Origin of the sequence: Pseudomonas fluorescens (assembly GCF_900636825.1) — a bacterium.
GTDB classification, from domain to species: Bacteria; Pseudomonadota; Gammaproteobacteria; order Pseudomonadales; family Pseudomonadaceae; genus Aquipseudomonas; species Aquipseudomonas fluorescens_BG.
This window is the reverse complement of the sequence record NZ_LR134318.1, coordinates 479,870-498,652: the sequence shown is the minus strand read 5'-3', so window position 1 is coordinate 498,652 and position 18,783 is coordinate 479,870. Positions and strand designations below refer to the sequence as shown.

Annotated in this window: 11 protein-coding genes; 5 read left to right on the top strand and 6 right to left on the bottom strand. The window is 59.7% G+C overall.

Translation table 11 applies throughout. The features are described 5' to 3' along the window. Position 1: 1 nt before the first annotated feature. The 3 genes from waaF to EL257_RS28185 form a co-directional block, all read right to left on the bottom strand. Positions 2–1,036, bottom strand: coding sequence for a lipopolysaccharide heptosyltransferase II (gene waaF, locus EL257_RS02200; protein WP_126359429.1), 1,035 nt, complete (start codon positions 1,034–1,036; stop codon positions 2–4). 245 nt (positions 1,037–1,281) lie between these two features. Further along, complete coding sequence (gene glnE / locus EL257_RS02190; RefSeq protein WP_126359425.1) at positions 1,282–4,221, bottom strand: bifunctional [glutamate--ammonia ligase]-adenylyl-L-tyrosine phosphorylase/[glutamate--ammonia-ligase] adenylyltransferase; 2,940 nt, start codon at positions 4,219–4,221, stop codon at positions 1,282–1,284. After that, positions 4,218–4,343 (bottom strand): hypothetical protein, encoded by a 126-nt coding sequence (locus EL257_RS28185; protein ID WP_269471992.1) that lies wholly within the window; start codon positions 4,341–4,343, stop codon positions 4,218–4,220. The genes glnE and EL257_RS28185 overlap by 4 nt, the downstream gene beginning before the upstream one ends. A 262-nt stretch (positions 4,344–4,605) precedes the next feature. On the opposite strand from EL257_RS28185, the gene aceE reads away from it, so the two are divergent. The 5 genes from aceE to msrA all read left to right on the top strand — a co-directional run bounded on the left by aceE (position 4,606) and on the right by msrA (position 14,727). Next, the gene (gene aceE / locus EL257_RS02185) at positions 4,606–7,251 is read left to right on the top strand and encodes a pyruvate dehydrogenase (acetyl-transferring), homodimeric type (protein ID WP_126359423.1); all 2,646 of its coding nucleotides are present in this window, start codon (positions 4,606–4,608) and stop codon (positions 7,249–7,251) included. A gap of 11 nt (positions 7,252–7,262) precedes the next feature. Further along, positions 7,263–9,230: a dihydrolipoyllysine-residue acetyltransferase gene (gene aceF, locus EL257_RS02180; RefSeq protein WP_126359421.1), complete on the top strand. Its 1,968-nt coding sequence runs from the start codon at positions 7,263–7,265 to the stop codon at positions 9,228–9,230. A gap of 282 nt (positions 9,231–9,512) precedes the next feature. Further along, entirely contained in the window at positions 9,513–10,910 is a 1,398-nt protein-coding gene (locus EL257_RS02175; RefSeq protein WP_126367965.1) for an alkaline phosphatase D family protein, read from the top strand. A gap of 245 nt (positions 10,911–11,155) precedes the next feature. Next, complete coding sequence (locus EL257_RS02170; protein ID WP_126359419.1) at positions 11,156–13,852, top strand: putative bifunctional diguanylate cyclase/phosphodiesterase; 2,697 nt, start codon at positions 11,156–11,158, stop codon at positions 13,850–13,852. A gap of 209 nt (positions 13,853–14,061) precedes the next feature. Then, positions 14,062–14,727, top strand: coding sequence for a peptide-methionine (S)-S-oxide reductase MsrA (gene msrA, locus EL257_RS02165; protein ID WP_126359417.1), 666 nt, complete (start codon positions 14,062–14,064; stop codon positions 14,725–14,727). Positions 14,728–14,856: 129 nt separating this feature from the next. Here msrA and EL257_RS02160 read toward each other — a convergent pair whose 3' ends face one another. The 3 genes from EL257_RS02160 to EL257_RS02150 all read right to left on the bottom strand — a co-directional run bounded on the left by EL257_RS02160 (position 14,857) and on the right by EL257_RS02150 (position 18,768). Then, positions 14,857–15,696 carry a 23S rRNA (adenine(2030)-N(6))-methyltransferase RlmJ gene (locus tag EL257_RS02160; RefSeq protein ID WP_126359415.1) on the bottom strand — a complete coding sequence of 280 codons (840 nt, stop codon included), beginning with the start codon at positions 15,694–15,696 and terminating at the stop codon, positions 14,857–14,859. 353 nt (positions 15,697–16,049) lie between these two features. After that, on the bottom strand, positions 16,050–16,808 hold the full coding sequence (locus EL257_RS02155) for a DUF4123 domain-containing protein (protein WP_419866589.1): 759 nt from the start codon (positions 16,806–16,808) through the stop codon (positions 16,050–16,052). Next, complete coding sequence (locus EL257_RS02150) at positions 16,753–18,768, bottom strand: type VI secretion system tip protein VgrG (protein WP_126359411.1); 2,016 nt, start codon at positions 18,766–18,768, stop codon at positions 16,753–16,755. The genes EL257_RS02155 and EL257_RS02150 overlap by 56 nt, the downstream gene beginning before the upstream one ends. Between the last annotated feature and the right edge of the window lie 15 nt (positions 18,769–18,783).

Genomic DNA, 18,783 nt, shown 5'->3' with positions numbered 1-18,783 from the left:
GTTAATGAACCTCGATCACAGAGCCCTGCAACTTCTGCAGGGCATCGTCGACCGCGTCCGGCATCAGCTGGCGCAGGCAATTGTAATGGCCGAAACGGCAGGTTCGGTCGAAGCAAGGACTGCATTCGATACCCAGGCGAACGATCTCGACCTGCTCGGCCAACGGCGGCGTGAAGCCCGGCGAGGTCGAGCCGTAGACGGCGACGAGCGGGCGGTTCAACGCAGCGGCCACGTGCATCAGGCCAGAGTCATTGGATACCACCGAGTCGGCGCAGGACAACAGATCAATGGCCTCGGCCAGCGAGGTGCCACCGCTGAGGTTGACCGATTCTTCGCGCAGGCCGGGAATCAGCCGGGCGCGAATGTCTTCGCCGACCGCGTGATCGTTTTTCGAGCCGAACAGCCACACCTGCCAGCCTTCGCGGATGCGCGATTCGGCGACTTTGGCGTAGTGCTCGGATGGCCAGCGCTTGGATTCGCCGAACTCGGCGCCGGGGCACAGGGCCAACACCGGACGGTCGAGGCTCAAGCCGAACTTGGCGAGCGCCGCTTCGCGGGTCACCGGATCGATTTGCAGACTCGGGCGCGGATACGGTTTTGGCAGCTCCGCATTGGCTTGATAGGCCAGCGCCATGAAGCGCTCGATCATCAGCGGATAGCGTTCTTTATCGAGGGTGCGCACATCGTTGAGCAGGCCGTAGCGGAATTCGCCGCGCCAACCGGTGCGTTTCGGAATGCCGGCGAAAAACGGCACCAGCGCCGACTTCAGCGAGTTGGGCAGCAGGATCGCCTGATCGTACTGACCGCGCAGGGATTTGCCGATGCGCCGGCGCGTTGCCAACTCCAGCGCGCCATGGCCGAGCGGGAAGCTCAAGGCCTTGCGCACTTCGGGCATGCGCTCAAGGATCGGCCGGCTCCACTCGGGGGCCAGCACGTCGATTTCGCATTGCGGGTGGCGCTGTTTGAGACACTGAAACAGTGTCTGCGCCATCACCATGTCACCGACCCAACTGGGCCCAACGATCAGAATATTCATGTGGTTTCCAAAAACGAACCGGGGAGGCATTTACGCCTCCCCGCCTCGAGAATTCTACAAACACTGTAGATCTACTGTGGGAGCGAGCCTGCTCGCGATGGGGTCTTCACATTCAACATTATTGTCGTCTGATACTCCGCTATCGCTGGCAAGCCAGCTCCCACAGGGTTATTCGTTTTGCCGCAAAACCTTGAACACGGCAGGCTCACTCCTACAGGGTTTTGCATTACCCACAAGTCCGTGTATCAGCTTAGCCCCATCTCTTTCCAGATCCGCAACACCTGCCGGCGTTCTTCGGCAAACTGGTCGCCCGATATGACACCGGGATCCTTTTGCAAGGCCTGCCGGTGAGCGGCGGAGCGGTAGGCTTTGTAGGCCTCGCGCAACAGGCTGGCGTCTTCGGCAGGCATCAGCCCTTCGTGTTCCAGCTCTTCCAGAATGCGGATGTTATCGGTCCAGCGCAGCAGTGGCGGGTGACTTTGCGACCACGCCAGGGCCGCGTATTGCACCATAAATTCAATATCGACGATACCTCCGGCGTCCTGCTTGAGGTCGAACGGCGACGCGGCGTCGAAAGCATTTGCTGCCATACCGGCCGCAGTGCTCTTGGTGCCAAGGTTGTCGCGCATCTTCGCGCGCATCTCGCTCACTTCCTGTTGCAACTTCGTCAGATCGCGAGCTTTGCCCAGCACCTGCGCGCGTACTTTCTCGAACGCCTGACCAACATCCTGACTGCCCACCAGCACGCGGGCGCGCACCAGTGCCTGATGCTCCCACGTCCAGGCTTCATTTTCCTGATAGCGGGCGAAGGCGCCGAGCGAACTGACCAGCAGCCCCGAAGCACCGGACGGCCGCAGACGCATGTCCACCTCGTACAACTGGCCCGAGTTGGTCTGCGCCGTCAGCAAGTGAATGATCCGCTGCCCCAGACGGGTGAAGAACTGCGCGCCATCAATTGGTTTCGCCCCATCGGTTTCCGCCTGGGGATCGCCGTCGTGGATAAACACCAGATCCAGGTCCGAACCATGCCCGAGTTCCAGACCGCCGACTTTCCCGTAACCGACAATGATGAAGCCGGGATCGCACAAGGTGCCGTCGGTGCGTAGCGGCGTACCGTGTTTGGCCACGGTCTGGCGCCAGGCCAGCGCGAGTACTTGCTCGAGAATCGCCTCGGCCAGCCAGGTCAGGTAATCGCTGACTTTCATCAACGGCAGGCTGCCGGCGATCTCCGAGGCGGCGACGCGTAAACGGTGCGCCAGTTTGAAATGGCGCAGGGCCTCCATTTGTTGCTCGAGATCGTCCTCGGGGATCCGCGTTAAACGCTCGCGCAGCTCGGCGGCCAGCTCCGGCGCCAGCGGTGGCTTGAACAAACGCCCTTCGTTAAGCAATTCATCCAGCAGCAAAGGGAAACGGGTGATCTGCTCAGCGATCCACGGGCTCGCCGCGCACAGCGTCAGCAAGCGGCGCAGGGCGCTGGGGTTTTCCGTCAGCAGGACGAGATAAGCCGAACGTCGCGCGACAGCTTCAACCAGCGGCAACACCCTTTCCAGCACCAGATCCGGATTGGCATGCTCAACCGCCTGCGCCAACAGGCGTGGAATAAAGGCATCAAGACGCTCACGCCCGAGCCGCTGCATTGCGCGCAATTGCGGGCTGCCGCGCAATCCCGCCAGCGCCTTCAGGGCCTTGCTCGCATCGGCAAAACCACCCTCTTGCAACTGCCGGCAGGCCGCCTCTTCATCCTGCGCTTCTTCCCACAGCGGCAGCCACTCGCCACCCACCACTACTTCGCTTTCGGCGCCCTCTTCTTCGTCAGGGTCAGCGATCACCTGGGCAAAATGCCAAGCGACGCGGCCGCGCCAGAACATCAGCTTTTCGTGGAACGTCGCCCAATCGGAAAAGCCGAGCATGAAGGCGATGCGCGCCTGATCCTGTGCGCCGTCCGGCAACATCTGCGTCTGGCGGTCGGCAATCGCCTGAATCGCGTGTTCCGTGTATCGCAGAAATTCGTAGCCCTCGCGCAACTCGCTGATCACCGCCGGCGGCAGATAACCCTGCCCTTCCAGTGTGCTCAAGACCTTTAATAGAGGACGCTGCTGCAAGCTCAGGTCGCGGCCCCCGTGGATCAATTGAAAGGCCTGGGCGATAAATTCGACTTCACGGATGCCGCCCGAGCCGAGCTTGATGTTGTCGGCCATGCCCTTGCGCCGCACTTCCTGCTGAATCAACTGCTTCATGGTGCGCAGCGCTTCGATGGCAGAGAAGTCCAGATAACGCCGATAAACGAACGGGCGCAGCATGTCGAGCAACTGCGCGCCGGCCACCTGATCGCCGGCCACCACCCGCGCCTTGATCATCGCGTAGCGTTCCCAGTCGCGGCCCTGATCCTGGTAATACTGCTCCAGCGCATTGAAGCTGAGCACCAGCGCGCCGGACGAACCGTAGGGGCGCAGGCGCATGTCGACGCGAAACACGAAACCATCGACGGTCATCGGATCGAGCGACTTGATCAGACGCTGGCCGAGACGGATGAAGAATTCCTGATTATCCAGCGAGCGCTTCACGCCCACCGTTTCGCCGCCCTCGGGGTAGGCGAAGATCAGATCGATGTCCGAAGACAGGTTCAATTCGACCGCGCCGAGCTTGCCCATGCCGAGAATGACCATTTGCTGCGGCAGGGCACTGCGGCGACCGGTCGGCGTACCGAATTGTTCGCAATGGCGGCGGTACAGCCATTGATACGCCTGGTCGATGCTGGCGTCGGCCATGTCCGAGAGATCGCGGCAGGTTTGTACCAGATCGGCCTGGCGGGTCAGGTCACGCCAGATGATTCGCACCTGATGGCGGGCGCGCTGGCGACGCAGGGCGCGACCCAGCTCTTCCTCGGTCTGCGCGGCGTCGACCGCGGCGGCGATCTGCGCGCACAGCTCGCCCGGCGCGAAGGCCCGGTCGAGTTCGCCTGACTGCACCAGCGACAGCAACATCAAAGGGTCACGAACGCTCTGTTCAATGACAAACTCGCTGGCGGCGGTGACGCGGGCGAACTGCGCCCAACGCTCCGGCGTCCAGGTCGAGAGGCCGTGATCGTCTTCCAGCTCGGCGACGGCCGTACGGAACGACTGCTCCGATCGGCTGACCAACGGCAGGAGAATGGCGGGCAGTTCGGCAAGCACGGGCAGGGTCATGGTCTATCCTTGATCGGCGTGTAAAGGGCCACTTGTAGTGAATGATGAAAACCCGCTACGTGAAGGACTGTCGAACAAAAGTTAGAAATAGCTGAAATCTCTTCTTCTTTGGCATCCAGCATCAAACTTTCACCTTATTCGGATGGAAATCGACCCGCCTTAACGATTATTCTCACAACGCAGTCGGAGGCCACAAGCCTTTCATCTGTAGTTTTACTACTCGTCTATACATTCGAAAGGCTGAAATGCCGGAAGATTTGTAGTAAAACTACACGCCGCCGGAACAACCTGTCGGCAATCCAAGAATTTTAAATCGTCTGCCCACAAGGCCAGTCGCAAACTCAGGCAACCGATTCTGGAAGCCTTTCCGCCCTGGAGCAAGCCATGCAAGACCTCGATCCCGTCGAAACCCAGGAATGGCTGGACGCCCTGGAATCGGTTCTCGACAAAGAAGGCGAAGACCGTGCTCACTATCTGATGACCCGTATGGGTGAACTCGCAACCCGCAGCGGTTCGCAGCTCCCTTACGCCATCACCACGCCTTACCGCAACACGATCCCCGTTACCCACGAAGCACGCATGCCTGGCGACCTGTTCATGGAACGCCGCATTCGCTCGCTGGTACGCTGGAACGCGATGGCCATGGTAATGCGTACGAACCTGCGAGATTCGGACCTGGGTGGTCACATCTCCAGCTTCGCTTCCAGTGCGACCCTGTATGACATCGGCTTCAACTATTTCTTCCAGGCCCCGACCGACGAACACGGCGGCGACCTGATCTATTTCCAGGGCCACACCTCGCCAGGCGTTTACGCCCGCGCATTCATGGAAGGCCGCATCACCGAAGACCAGATGAACAACTTCCGTCAGGAAGTCGATGGTCAAGGCCTGTCGTCCTATCCGCACCCTTGGCTGATGCCAGATTTCTGGCAGTTCCCGACCGTATCGATGGGTCTGGGTCCGATCCAGGCGATCTACCAGGCGCGCTTCATGAAGTACCTGGAACACCGCGGTTTCATCCAGCCGGGCAAACAGAAAGTCTGGTGCTTCCTGGGTGACGGCGAGTGCGACGAGCCGGAATCCCTGGGCGCGATCTCCCTGGCCGGCCGCGAGAAGCTGGACAACCTGATCTTCGTCATCAACTGCAACCTGCAGCGCCTCGACGGCCCGGTTCGCGGCAACGGCAAAATCATCCAGGAACTCGAAGGCGTGTTCCGCGGTGCACAGTGGAACGTGACCAAAGTCATCTGGGGCCGTTTCTGGGACCCTCTGCTGGCCAAGGACGTCGACGGCATCCTGCAGCGTCGCATGGACGAAGTCATCGACGGCGAGTACCAGAACTACAAAGCCAAAGACGGCGCGTTCGTGCGTGAGCACTTCTTCAACACGCCTGAACTCAAAGCGATGGTTGCAGACTTGTCCGACGACGAGATCTGGAAGCTCAACCGTGGCGGCCATGACCCGTACAAGGTCTACGCGGCGTACCACGAAGCGGTCAACCACAAAGAACAACCGACCGTCATCCTTGCCAAGACCATCAAGGGTTATGGCACCGGTGCCGGCGAAGCGAAAAACACTGCGCACAACACCAAGAAAGTCGACGTCGACAGCCTGAAGTTGTTCCGCGACCGCTTCGATATCCCGGTCAAAGACGAAGAGCTGGAGAACCTGCCGTTCTTCAAGCCAGAGCCGAACAGCGCCGAAGGCCGCTACCTCGCCGAGCGTCGTGCTGCACTGGGCGGTTTCGTGCCACAGCGCCGCGCGCAGAGCTTCAGCGTGCCGACTCCGGATCTTGACACCCTCAAGGCCATTCTCGATGGCTCGGGTGATCGTGAAATTTCCACCACCATGGCGTTCGTGCGGATCCTCGCGCAACTGGTCAAGGACAAGGAAATCGGCCCGCGCATCGTTCCGATCATCCCGGACGAAGCCCGTACCTTCGGTATGGAAGGCATGTTCCGTCAGTTGGGCATCTACTCGTCCGTCGGCCAGCTTTACGAGCCAGTCGATAAAGACCAGGTGATGTTCTACAAGGAAGACCAGAAAGGTCAGATCCTTGAAGAAGGCATCAACGAAGCGGGCGCCATGAGTTCCTTCATCGCTGCCGGTACTTCGTACTCCAGCCACAACCAGCCAATGCTGCCGTTCTACATCTTCTATTCGATGTTCGGCTTCCAGCGTATTGGCGACCTGGCCTGGGCTGCCGGCGACAGCCGTACCCGTGGCTTCCTGATCGGCGGCACCGCCGGCCGTACCACCCTGAACGGTGAAGGTCTGCAGCACGAAGACGGTCACAGCCACTTGCTGGCCGCGACCATCCCGAACTGCCGTACCTACGATCCGACCTACGGCTACGAGCTGGCGGTGATCATTCAGGACGGCATGAAGAAGATGACCGAAGAGCAACAGGACATCTTCTATTACATCACCGTGATGAACGAGTCGTACCAGCAGCCAGCCATGCCGGCCGGTGCCGAAGAAGGCATCAAGAAAGGCATGTACCTGCTCGAAGAAGACACCCGCGATGCGGCGCACCACGTTCAGCTGATGGGCTCCGGCACCATCCTGCGTGAAGTGCGTGAAGCGGCGAAGATCCTGCGTGAAGAGTTCAACGTTGGCGCTGACGTGTGGAGCGTTACCAGCTTCAACGAACTGCGTCGCGATGGTCTGGCTGTAGAGCGCAGCAACCGTCTGAAGCCGGGCCAGAAGCCTCAGCTGAGCTACGTCGAAGAGTGCCTGAACGGCCGTAAAGGTCCGGTGATTGCTTCTACCGACTACATGAAGCTGTTCGCCGAGCAGATCCGTCAGTGGGTACCGTCCAAGGAATTCAAAGTCCTCGGCACCGACGGTTTCGGCCGCAGCGACAGCCGCAAGAAACTGCGTCATTTCTTCGAAGTCGACCGTCATTTCGTGGTGTTGGCAGCCCTGGAAGCACTGGCTGACCGTGGTGATATCGAACCTAAGGTTGTGGCTGAAGCCATCACCAAGTTCGGCATCGACCCGGAAAAACGCAACCCACTGGACTGCTGAGGAGACATTTTGTGAGCGAACTCATTCGCGTACCTGACATCGGCAGCGGTGAAGGTGAAGTAATTGAACTGTTTGTGAAGGTCGGCGACCGTATCGAAGCCGACCAGAGCATCCTGACCCTGGAATCGGACAAGGCCAGCATGGAAGTGCCGGCCCCGAAAGCCGGCGTCATCAAAAGCCTGAAAGTGAAGCTGGGCGACCGTCTGAAAGAAGGCGACGAACTGCTTGAGCTGGAAGTCGAGGGCGCCGCTGAAGCGGCCCCTGCTCCGGCTGCTGCACCGGCTAAAAAGGCTGAAGAAAAACCGGCGGCCGCTCCTGCTGCTGCCGCACCCGCCGCTGCTCCTGCTGCCGCTTCGGTGCAGCAAGTGCACGTGCCGGACATCGGCTCGTCGGGCAAGGCGCAGATCATCGAGATCCAAGTCAAGGTCGGCGACACCGTCGAAGCTGATCAATCGCTGATCACCCTGGAATCCGACAAGGCGAGCATGGAAATCCCGTCGCCTGCCGCTGGCGTGGTCAAGGCCATCAGCGTCAAGCTCAACGACGAAGTCGGCACTGGCGATCTGATTCTGGATCTGGAAGTGGCGGGTGCTGCGGCCCCTGCTGCAGCCGCTCCGGCTCAGGCTGCTGCCCCGGCCGCTGCCGCTGCGCCTGCTCCGGCAGCCGCGCCAGCAGCACCGGTTGCCGACAGCGTTCAGGACATCCACGTTCCGGACATCGGCTCGGCTGGCAAAGCCAAGATCATCGAAGTGCTGGTCAAGGCTGGCGATACCGTTGAAGCCGATCAGTCACTGATCACTCTGGAATCCGACAAGGCGAGCATGGAAATCCCATCGCCTGCCGCTGGCGTGGTCGAAAGCGTTTCGATCAAGCTGGACGACGAAGTCGGTACCGGCGACCTGATTCTCAAGCTGAAAGTCAAAGGCGCGGCGCCTGCTGCTGCCCCGGCTGCTGCCGCTGCTCCAAGTGCTCCAGCCGCTGCGGCTCCGGCTGCACCTGCACCTGCACCTGCTGCCGCTCCAGCCTCCGCACCGGCTGCTACGCCAGCGAAACCGGGCGCCAAAGTTCACGCCGGCCCAGCCGTGCGTCAACTGGCCCGCGAATTCGGCGTTGAGCTGAACGCTGTCGGCGCCAGCGGCCCGCACGGTCGGATTCTGAAAGAAGACGTGCAGGTTTACGTCAAAGCGATGATGCAGAAGGCCAAGGAAGCACCGGCCGCTGCAGCGGGCGCAACCGGTGGCGCGGGCATCCCGCCGATTCCGGTCGTCGACTTCAGCCGTTTCGGCGAAATCGAAGAAGTGCCGATGACTCGCCTGATGCAGATCGGCGCGTCGAGCCTGCACCGCAGCTGGTTGAACATCCCGCACGTGACTCAGTTCGACTCGGCTGATATCACCGAGCTGGAAGCGTTCCGCGTAGCGCAGAAAGCCGTTGCAGAGAAGGCTGGCGTCAAGCTGACCATCCTGCCGCTGCTGCTCAAGTCGTGCGCGCACATGCTCAAGGAGCTGCCGGACTTCAACAGTTCGCTGGCGCCAAGCGGCAAAGCGATCATCCGCAAGAAGTACGTCAACATCGGCTTCGCCGTCGATACGCCGGATGGTCTGTTGGTACCGGTCATCAAGAACGTCGACCAGAAAAGCCTTCTGCAGCTTGCGGCTGAGGCGGCTGCGCTGGCCGCCAAAGCCCGCGACAAGAAGCTCACCGCTGACGACATGCAAGGCGCCTGCTTCACTATTTCCAGCCTCGGCCACATTGGCGGCACCGGCTTCACGCCGATCGTCAACGCGCCGGAAGTGGCGATCCTCGGTGTTTCCAAGGCAACCATCCAGCCAGTCTGGGACGGCAAAGCCTTCCAGCCGAAACTGATGCTGCCGCTGTCGCTGTCCTACGATCACCGTGTGATCAACGGCGCCGCTGCCGCACGCTTCACCCAGCGTCTGGGCAGCCTGCTGGCGGACATCCGGACCATCCTGCTGTAATCCCCGGCGGCCCTCTGGTAACGGAGGGCCGCTGGTGTTTCACGTTTTCGAGCGCCACACGCTCGTACCTCAACCCCGTCAGTTTGACGGGGCTTTTTTTTGCCTGAAATAAACCTGGCCGGGTTTTTTCCCACAACTTGCGCTGATATCGGCCACAGCTCTGGTCCACTTAACGCCAATATTTTCCGCCGCCGGCCAACTAACCTCTACTCATGGAAGTTGAATAAACGCGCTGCGCTTATTTATTTATCATTAATCAAACACAGTCGAACGGAATCGATCATGTTCAAACCTGTTATTGGCCCGATCGTGGGCCACACCACAACTAACCAAGTACGCATCTTTGTTCGCGGCGAGCAGCAGGATAGAAAACGGGTATTTGCAGGCATTCGCGCACGTAAAGCCGGCGCGGAAAAATGGTCCAACAGCGTATTCACACTCTTGAACCCGGCCAATGACATGTCGGGAGTGCTGGTATTGCAGGATCTGGAAGCTGATTGTGAATATGAATATCAAGCCGGCTGGTTAAGCCCGATGAATCCGGTGCATACCATCGACACGGTAGTGGAGTTTCCACTGCAATGGCCGCGTCAACTCTATCGCTTTCGCACCCGCACCGAGCAAGCCCGGCAGCCTCGGGCGTTTATCGTCGGTTCGTGCCGTTATCTGCGTATCACGGCAGGCATCGCCTCGTTGCCGCAATTGGGCGATCGCATCTTTGGCTCCATCAACAAACTTATTGAAAACAGTCAGCCCGCGGTGAGCGCGATGATCATGACCGGGGATCAAGTGTACGTAGATGATCTGAATATCATTGCGCCGGATCGCGAAGCCAAAGACATTCTGAAGAAGTATCGAACGGCGTTTTCGCAACCCAATATTCAACGCTTGATGTCCAGCACGTCGACTTACATGATCCTCGACGATCATGAAATCGAAGATAACTGGCCCGCCAATGCCAGCAAAGATGACAAGGACTTATATCGCAACGCCATGGCCGCTTATGAACTTTATCAAGCCAGCCACAGCCCGGTTTATGCCTGTAACAACGATGGTCAGATAGATCGCGATACCTTGAAGCATTACTGGTATCAATTCGGCGACAGCGATATCGCCTGGTTTGTGACCGACAGTCGCACCCGGCGCAACTTGTCCAGAGAAGACCGGCGCATCCTCGACGTCGAGCAAGAGGAAGCGCTGCTCGATTGGTTGATCAGCAGTCCGGCGCGGGTCAAATTCGTGGTGACCAGTGTCATGTTCTATCCCGATCGCAAATTACACGGTGACGACGCCTGGAAAGCATTTCCCGAACAGCGTCTGCGCCTGCTGGAAACCATTCGCACCCAGCGGATCAGGAACGTGATATTCGTCTCTGGCGATGTGCATGGCTCACTGACCAGTCGCCTGACCCACAGCGATGACGCTGATTTCGAAGTCCACACCATCGTCTCCTCGCCGCTGCACAACAGCAAACTGCTGCCGTATGCCAAGGCCTCGACGTTCATTCTCGATCAACCGCTGATTCGCACGGTGGCTGGCGATTATCGGCATGAACTGACCAGCGCTGTGGTGAGCCAGGACAACTTTGCCCATTTGGTCGTCGAGGCTGAGCAGATTTTGGTGAATTACCATGATCGGGATGGCAGGAAGCTGCAATCGATCAGCATCAAATTGCGTTGAACCCTTCAAAGATCGCAGCCTTCGGCAGCTCCTACAGGTCCCATGTAGAAGCTGCCGAAGGCTGCGATCTTTCGCTCATTTCAATCCCGCGCTGGAGAAATGTTCACTGCAGCCGACATATTCTTATAGCACTTGGCCTTCATCTCTCTTGTCAGTCGGTGCCGCAATGATGCAACCTTGCCGCAGCCAACAATCAAGAGGGCGAGAGCCCGGCGCATTCAGCATATTCCAAGCGAGTTCCCTTCATGAAGAGCCAACCCGATGCTGCCAGCCGTATGGCGGCCGAGGTAGTGACGCAGTTGCCTGTGCCCTCGCGGCTCGGCATGCTGCGTTTCGAGCGCTTGAATGAAGCCAGTTGGGCGATGCTGTTTCTCGATCCCAACTGCGAACGCCAGTTTGGCCAACCGGCCGTCGAGCTTTGCGCGCTGGTCGGTTCGCCCTACGCCAGCCTGATGGAGCCCGAAGCGCGCTATCAACTGCACGACGCGATCCAGCAACAACTGACCGCGAGCCCGCATTATCTGGTGCGCTACACCTTGCACACACCGGCCGGTGCGCTAAACATTCTTGAACTCGGCGAAGCCTACAAACAGCACAACCGGCATCTGCTGCGCGGCTATCTGCTGGCGGTCGATAATCTGTTCGACGAAGCGACGCTGACGCCTTCGGTCGATCTGGAAACCCAGAACTCACGGCTGCAGATCGCTCTCGAACTGAATCAACGCGCGCAGCAGGAGCAACTGCTGCATCTGGAACGCGTCCGCGCCCAGCAGGATCTGATTCTGCTGCTCGCCCGTCAGCGCTACAGCTCGCATAACTCATTGCAAGAGGCCGCCGAGCTGATCACTCGCTGTGCCTGCGAAATCTATGAAATCGACTGCGCCAGCCTGTGGAATCTCGAAGACCAGCAACTGGTGCCGATTTCGGCGTACCACCGCGCGACTCAAGAATACATCCTGCAGGCCCCGATCGACATCAGCACCTTCCCGGACTACATGGAAGCGTTGCACAGCAGCCGCGCCATCGACGCCCACAACGCAATGCGCGACCCGCGCACACGGGAAATGGCCGAGGCGCTGCGCCCGCGCGATGTCAACGCGATGCTCGACGCCAGCATTCGCGTCGACGGCCAGGTCGTCGGTGTGCTGTGTCTTGAACAAACCGGTGCGACCCGCGCCTGGCAGTCCGATGAAATCGCCTTTGCCGGTGAGCTGGCCGATCAGTTCGCCCAGGTCATCAACAACCATAACCGCCGCACCGCCACCAGTGCCCTGCATTTGTTTCAGCGTGCAGTCGAGCAAAGTGCCAACGCGTTTCTGCTGGTCAACTGCGAGGGCGTAGTCGAGTACGTCAACCCGAGCTTCACCGCGATCACGCAATACACCACCGAAGAAGTCCACGGCCAGCGCTTGTCCGAGCTGCCGGCCCTGGAAAACCTCAGCGAATTGCTGTTCGACGCGCCCTCGGCACTGGCCCAGAGCAACAGCTGGCAAGGTGAATTCAAGAGCCGCCGCAAGAACCTCGAACCGTACTGGGGCCAGTTGTCGATTTCCAAGGTCTACGGTGACAACCGCGAGCTGACGCATTACATCGGCATCTACGAAGACATCACGCAGACCAAACTGGCGCAGCAGCGCATCGAGCGTCTGGCCTACACCGACAACCTGACCAACCTTGGCAATCGTCCGGCGTTTATTCGCAACCTCGACGAACGCTTCGCTCGCGACAGCGATACGCCGATCAGTCTGCTGCTGGTGGACATCGACAACTTCAAGCGAATCAACGACAGCTTGGGCCACCAGACCGGCGACAAACTGCTGATCAGCCTCGCCCGACGCCTGCGCAACAGCCTCAGCCCGAGCGGCAGTCTGGCGCGTTTTGCCAGTAACGAATTCGCCGTGCTGCTGGATGACACCGACCTTCCGACCGGCCAGCAGATCGCCAACCAATTGCTGGCGACGCTGGACAAACCGATGTTCGTCGACAACCAGCTGATCAGCGTTACCGGTTCAGTGGGTCTGGCCTGCGCGCCGCTGCACGGTCGCGATCCGCAGACGCTGATGCGCAACGCCGGCCTGGCGCTGCACAAGGCCAAGGCCAACGGTAAACATCAGGTGCAGGTGTTCACCGAAGCGTTGAACGCCGAGGCCAGCTACAAGCTGTTCGTCGAGAACAACCTGCGCCGCGCCCTCACCCAGAACGAACTCGATGTGTTCTACCAGCCGAAACTGTGCCTGCGCAGCGGTCGCTTGCTGGGCATGGAAGCGCTGCTGCGCTGGAATCACCCGGAACGCGGGATGATCCGCCCAGATCAATTCATCAGCGTTGCCGAAGAAACCGGCCTGATCATTCCGATCGGAAAATGGATTGCGCGACAGGCTTGCCGCATGAGCAAAGCCCTCACCGCCGCCGGCCTGGGCAATCTGCAGGTGGCCATCAACCTGTCGCCGAAGCAGTTCTCGGACCCGGATCTGGTCGCCTCAATCGCCAACATCCTCAAGGAAGAAGCGCTGCCGGCCAATCTGCTCGAACTGGAGCTGACCGAAGGCCTGCTGCTGGAAGCCACCGAAGACACCCACTTGCAGCTCGACCAGCTCAAGCGTCTCGGCCTGACCCTGGCCATGGACGATTTCGGCACCGGTTATTCGTCGCTGAGCTATCTGAAGAAATTCCCGATCGACATCATCAAGATCGATCGCAGCTTCATCCATGAAATCCCGGACAACCAGGACGACATGGAAATCACCTCCGCCGTGATCGCCATGGCGCACAACCTGAAACTCAAGGTCGTCGCCGAAGGTATCGAGACCGCCGAGCAACTGGCGTTCCTGCGCCGCCACCGTTGCGACGTTGGCCAAGGCTATCTGTTCGACCGACCGATCCCCGGCAGCGAACTGATTCAGGCACTCAAACGCTACCCACGCGGCCCGCTCTGCCTCTAGCCCCCGCCGCCCTCTCATGTAGGAGCTGCCGAAGGCTCGGGCCGCGATCGGACGATCTTTTGATCCTGTTTTTTGAGACAAGATCAAAAGATCGTCCGATCGCGGCCCGAGCCTGCGGCAGCTCCTACATTGGATAGTGCGAATTCCGGCATCATTCGGCACACTGGCGGTCTGACTTTTCAAATCCAACCTGACTGAGAGGAACGCTCATGGTTCTGCGCTCGGAAATTCTGGTGAACAAAAACGTGCTTCCAACCAAAGAACAAGCTCTGCCCGGCCGCGAAACCGCGATGACCCTGCCTGAAAAACACTTTGTCTTCGAAGACACCCCATTGCTCGGCCCGTTTTTTCAGGATGTCGACTTTGCGATCTTCGGCCTGGGCTGTTTCTGGGGCGCCGAGCGTCGCTTCTGGCAGCGCGAAGGTGTCGTCAGCACGGTTGTCGGTTATGCCGGCGGTTTCACGCCGAACCCGACCTACGAAGAAGTCTGCTCGGGCCTGACCGGCCACGCCGAAGTGGTGTTGGTGGTGTACGACAAGGCACAGCTCAGCTACGAAGAACTGCTGGCGATGTTCTGGGAATTGCACAACCCGACTCAGGGCATGCGCCAGGGCAATGACATCGGCACGCAGTACCGCTCAGTGATCTACGCGACCACACCGGAGCAACTGGATGCCGCGCTGAAAAGCAAAGATGTTTACCAGGCCGAACTGTCGAAAGCCGGCCTTGGTGAAATCAGCACCGAGATTGAACAGGCCCCGACCGTGTATTTCGCCGAGACGTATCACCAGCAATATCTGGCGAAAAATCCTGAGGGTTATTGCGGCATCGGCGGCACCGGCGTTTGCATGCCGCCGAGTCTGGCGGGTAATTAAAGCCTGAAAGCAAAAGATCGCAGCCTGCGGCAGCTCCTACAGGAGATCAGTGTTCGTCCGCACATTTGTGAACGACACCGAACCGTGTAGGAGCTGCCGCAGGCTGCGATCTTTTGATCTTGCCGTTGATCAGCTCTCCGCGATCAGCCAATCCATCTGCCAGCCACCCTGAGTCTGCCCCAGCTTCTTAGACAACCACGGCAGCAGCTCGCGCAACTCTTCCTCCAGCCCCCACGGCGGATTGGCAATGGCCATGCCCGAACCGTTAAGGCTGTTCGGCGTATCCAGGGGATGCACCAACAACTCCACGCGCAGCAACTTCGGTGCGCCCGTGCCAGCCAGATCCTGATAGAAGCGCCGCAGTGCACGCTGCTCCTTCACCGGATACCAGATCGCCGCTACCGTCTGGCGCATGCGGCCAATCGCTTCTTTCAACGACGCCGCGCAACGCTGCATCTCGTCGAGCTCTTCGAACGGCGGGTCGATCAACATCACCGCGCGTTTTTCCTGCACCGGCAACATCGCCCGCGCAACGTGCCAGCCCTCGCCGAGATGAACCTTGACCCGACGATCACCAGCCATGTTGTCCTTGAGCAACACGCCGTCTTCCGGGTGCTTCTCGTTGAGCATCACGCGATCCTGCGGCCGGGTCAGACGCCGCGCCAGCTCCGGCGAACCGGGGTAGTAGCGCAACTGGCCATCCGGGTTCATCTCGTGCAGCACCTTCATGTAGTCGGCAGTCAGCGTCGGCAGATCCGGCTGATCCCACAAGCGCGCGATGCCTTCCAGGTACTCGCCCGTGCGATTGGCCTGATCGCCCTGCAAGTCATACAAACCGATGCCGGCGTGCGTGTCGAGATAGGCAAACGGCTGCTCCTTGCGCGACATCAGGGCGATGAGGCGGGTCAAGGTCAGGTGTTTGAACACATCGGCGTGATTGCCGGCATGGAAGGCGTGACGATAATTCATGGCTGCTCCTGCGAAGGGCGCAAAGTTTACCTTTTACCGCGCGGCAAGTCAGGGGTTCGCAGCCGAGCGGCCCTCAACATCAAAAGATCGCAGCCTGCGGCAGCTCCTACAGGGTGAACGTGTAGGAGCTGCCGCAGGCTGCGATCTTTTGATTCTTCAGGCAGGCATAGCGCTCAGGCGTTTGCCGATGACATCGAGCACGTCACAGCCGTCGCGCAGGGGGATGGCGGTTCCTACACCCGCCACCACTCTCGCAGTGACAACGAAAAGACTATCCCTGCAACCCATCGCCCACCATTTCATGCAATCCGCCGCAACTCGAAGGAATCGTCCGAGAGCTTCGCCCCGAAACGTCACGCTGACTCTGCCAGCAAAAACGCCAATAATGCCGATTTCGAGGAATCTTCCGACATCGAGACCTGAAAAAACTGCCTGACCTTGCAGCGCAAAACAGCCTCGGGGAATGCCTCGAAAACTGCCGGATGTTCTTCGCTCAACCACTGCAATGCGTTGGCGGTGCGAACATCCTCACCCTGCTGCGCCAGCACTGAATCCGGCACCTGCCACCACGGGAAAGCATGGTCTGAAATCAGCGCCCTGCCGCCAATTTTCAGGGCACGGCCATTGACCAGAGCACGCCCGATCATTGGCAACAGTTGCGCCGGATCGACCTCGTTCGCCTGCAAAATGGGCAACAGAAACCGGCCATCCCAGAAACGGAAAAATACCTTTTTGCCATCCGGCATCAGTACCTGCGTCAGGCTGCGAAAGTGCGCCACCACTTGTTCGAGATTCGCCGAAGACACCGCCAGCCAACCCCAATCCTGCGACTCGGTAGTAGCCACCCAATGCAGAAACTTACTGTCGGCGGCGACGATTCCCACATAAGGCATCACTGCTTCCCACTCGGCGTAGATCGTCTCAGCCCAGATAGGGCTCGCCGGTTCTCGCCAGGCCTTGCGCGGGTTTGCCTCGCTGGCGTTGCTGAACACCGCGAACAATCGCTCGGAAGCAGTCAACGGCTCACTGGCCAACCATTCGGCAGGCGAAAACACCTCAGGCTGCACAGACACCGTCCTTGCAACGCTCACATTCTTCGCAGAATGGCGCATCGCTTTTGAAACTCATGATTTGTGCGGCGGTGAGCATGGCAGCCGGCGCTGCGAGCAATTTTCCCGGCAACCCCGGTACAACCGGCGCCGCACTCATCGCCGCCATCGGCGCACCACCGACGACAATCGGTACGCTGCTGAAAATCCCGCCCGGACCGATGTTGATCCACTGCCCGCCGGCCTGAATCGTTGCACTCGCGCCGCCATCGATCACCACGTGCTGGCCGGCGCTGACATGGAGTTGCGCTGCGGCACTGAGGGTTTGGTTGTTCACGCGAATATGCCGGTCGCCTGCGACGGTCAGGTGATCATCCTGCTTCACTTCGGCCTGGCGCTGGCCGTGGGTGATGCGTTGCTCATCGGCCTTCAACTCATGCCGGGCAGTGCCGGTGACGACAATGCTGCGCTGGTTGCCGACCTGCACCTGTTGGTCATTCAGCACATGCTGCGTCCAGTTGCGCTGGGCGCGCAGGTAGATCTCCTCGGCGCCTTTCTTGTCCTCGATGCGTAACTCGTTGTAGCCACCACCGCCGGGGCTGCTCTGACTGCGGAAGATGCTGCGGGTCTTTTCGGCCGGCAGATCCAGCGGCACTGGCGTCGCGGCGTTGGGCAGGCAGCCGACCACCAACGGTTTGTCGGCATCGGCATCAATGAAACCGACCAGCACCTCCATGCCGACGCGGGGAATCAGCACACTGCCGTAACGATCATGGGCCCACCCCGTGGCGACCCGCAGCCAGCAACTGGAATGCTCGTTCATTTCACCTTCGCGATCCCAGGCCAGTTGCACCTTCACCCGGCCGTATTCGTCGCAATGGATTTCCGTGTCCTGCGGCCCAGTCACCACCGCCGGTTGGTAACCGAGCATGCGCGGCTTTTCCGGCCCCAGGGCCGGGCGAAAGAACACGGCCCACGGCGTGGCGCGAAACGTATTACGGTAACCCTGGAATCCTTCCCCATCGCTGGTTACCGACTCCTCCAGCACTTGCGGCTGTCGGCCATGGTGCTCGACTGTGGTCAGCAACCACAAATCGTTCCAGTCGTTACGCGGGTGGTCGATCAGTTGAAGGAAATGTCCGCACACCAGTGCGGATTCGTCGCTGACACCTTCGGCCTGACGGTAATCCGCAGCCTGACGTTCAAGCGCTCGCTGCGCCACATGCTTGCCGGTTTCACGATCATTGAACTGGCCGGGAAAGTGATAATCCTCCAGAACCGGCCGTTGTTCGCCGTCGTAGCGCCCTTCCAATTGCAGTCGCGGTTTGAGGAAGTTGTAATCGCGTCGAGTGACCACGCTGGTGCGGGTTTCCACCCGTACATTGAACCGCTGGATCGCCGGCGCACCCGCAGACATCCCGCTGCCCGGCAGGTACAGCGTCGGTCTGGCGAGGCGTGGGAACACGGTTTGATCGTCACCGAATACCAGCAGATGGCCTTCGGCGCTGTGTTGAAAGTGGTAATGGATACCGACCTCTGCGCACAACCGCTGGATGAACGCCAGGTCGCTCTCGGCGTACTGCACGCAATATTCGCGGGGCGGATAGTCGCTGCCGAGGCGAAATGCGAAAGCGTCACGCAGGATTGAATGATCCTTGAGTACCTGCTCGACAATCTGCGGCACGCTCAGGTGCTGGAAAATCCGCTGATTGATGCGATGCCCCAGGTACGTCAGACGCGGGACAAGGCTGAGGTGATAACGCGTCAGACGTTTCCCGGAGTCGCCCTGGCCCACTTGATAAATCTGACCGTGAACGCCGGAACCGTTGGCGTCGAAACTCAGAAACGCCTCACAGTGCAGCAAGCTCTCCAGGTCCAGATCCGGTCGTTCACTGACCAGTTCCAGCTCGAAACGAAAAGGTTGGCTGATGGCTTCCTTGCCCGTGAACTCAAGGACTTTGAGGTCATGCTGGGCGCCTTCAAGGGTCAACGTGAAACGCGGTTGATTGGCAGGCGCGAACATCCGATGTCTCTCTGC

Coding starts and splice junctions, on each gene's coding strand:
- waaF (WP_126359429.1), bottom strand. CDS start 1,036: ATGAATATTCTGATCGTTGGGCCCAGTTGGGTCGGTGACATGGTGATG.
- glnE (WP_126359425.1), bottom strand. CDS start 4,221: ATGACCCTGCCCGTGCTTGCCGAACTGCCCGCCATTCTCCTGCCGTTG.
- EL257_RS28185 (WP_269471992.1), bottom strand. CDS start 4,343: ATGCTGGATGCCAAAGAAGAAGAGATTTCAGCTATTTCTAACTTTTGT.
- aceE (WP_126359423.1), top strand. CDS start 4,606: ATGCAAGACCTCGATCCCGTCGAAACCCAGGAATGGCTGGACGCCCTG.
- EL257_RS02175 (WP_126367965.1), top strand. CDS start 9,513: ATGTTCAAACCTGTTATTGGCCCGATCGTGGGCCACACCACAACTAAC.
- EL257_RS02170 (WP_126359419.1), top strand. CDS start 11,156: ATGAAGAGCCAACCCGATGCTGCCAGCCGTATGGCGGCCGAGGTAGTG.
- msrA (WP_126359417.1), top strand. CDS start 14,062: ATGGTTCTGCGCTCGGAAATTCTGGTGAACAAAAACGTGCTTCCAACC.
- EL257_RS02160 (WP_126359415.1), bottom strand. CDS start 15,696: ATGAATTATCGTCACGCCTTCCATGCCGGCAATCACGCCGATGTGTTC.
- EL257_RS02155 (WP_419866589.1), bottom strand. CDS start 16,808: ATGCGCCATTCTGCGAAGAATGTGAGCGTTGCAAGGACGGTGTCTGTG.
- EL257_RS02150 (WP_126359411.1), bottom strand. CDS start 18,768: ATGTTCGCGCCTGCCAATCAACCGCGTTTCACGTTGACCCTTGAAGGC.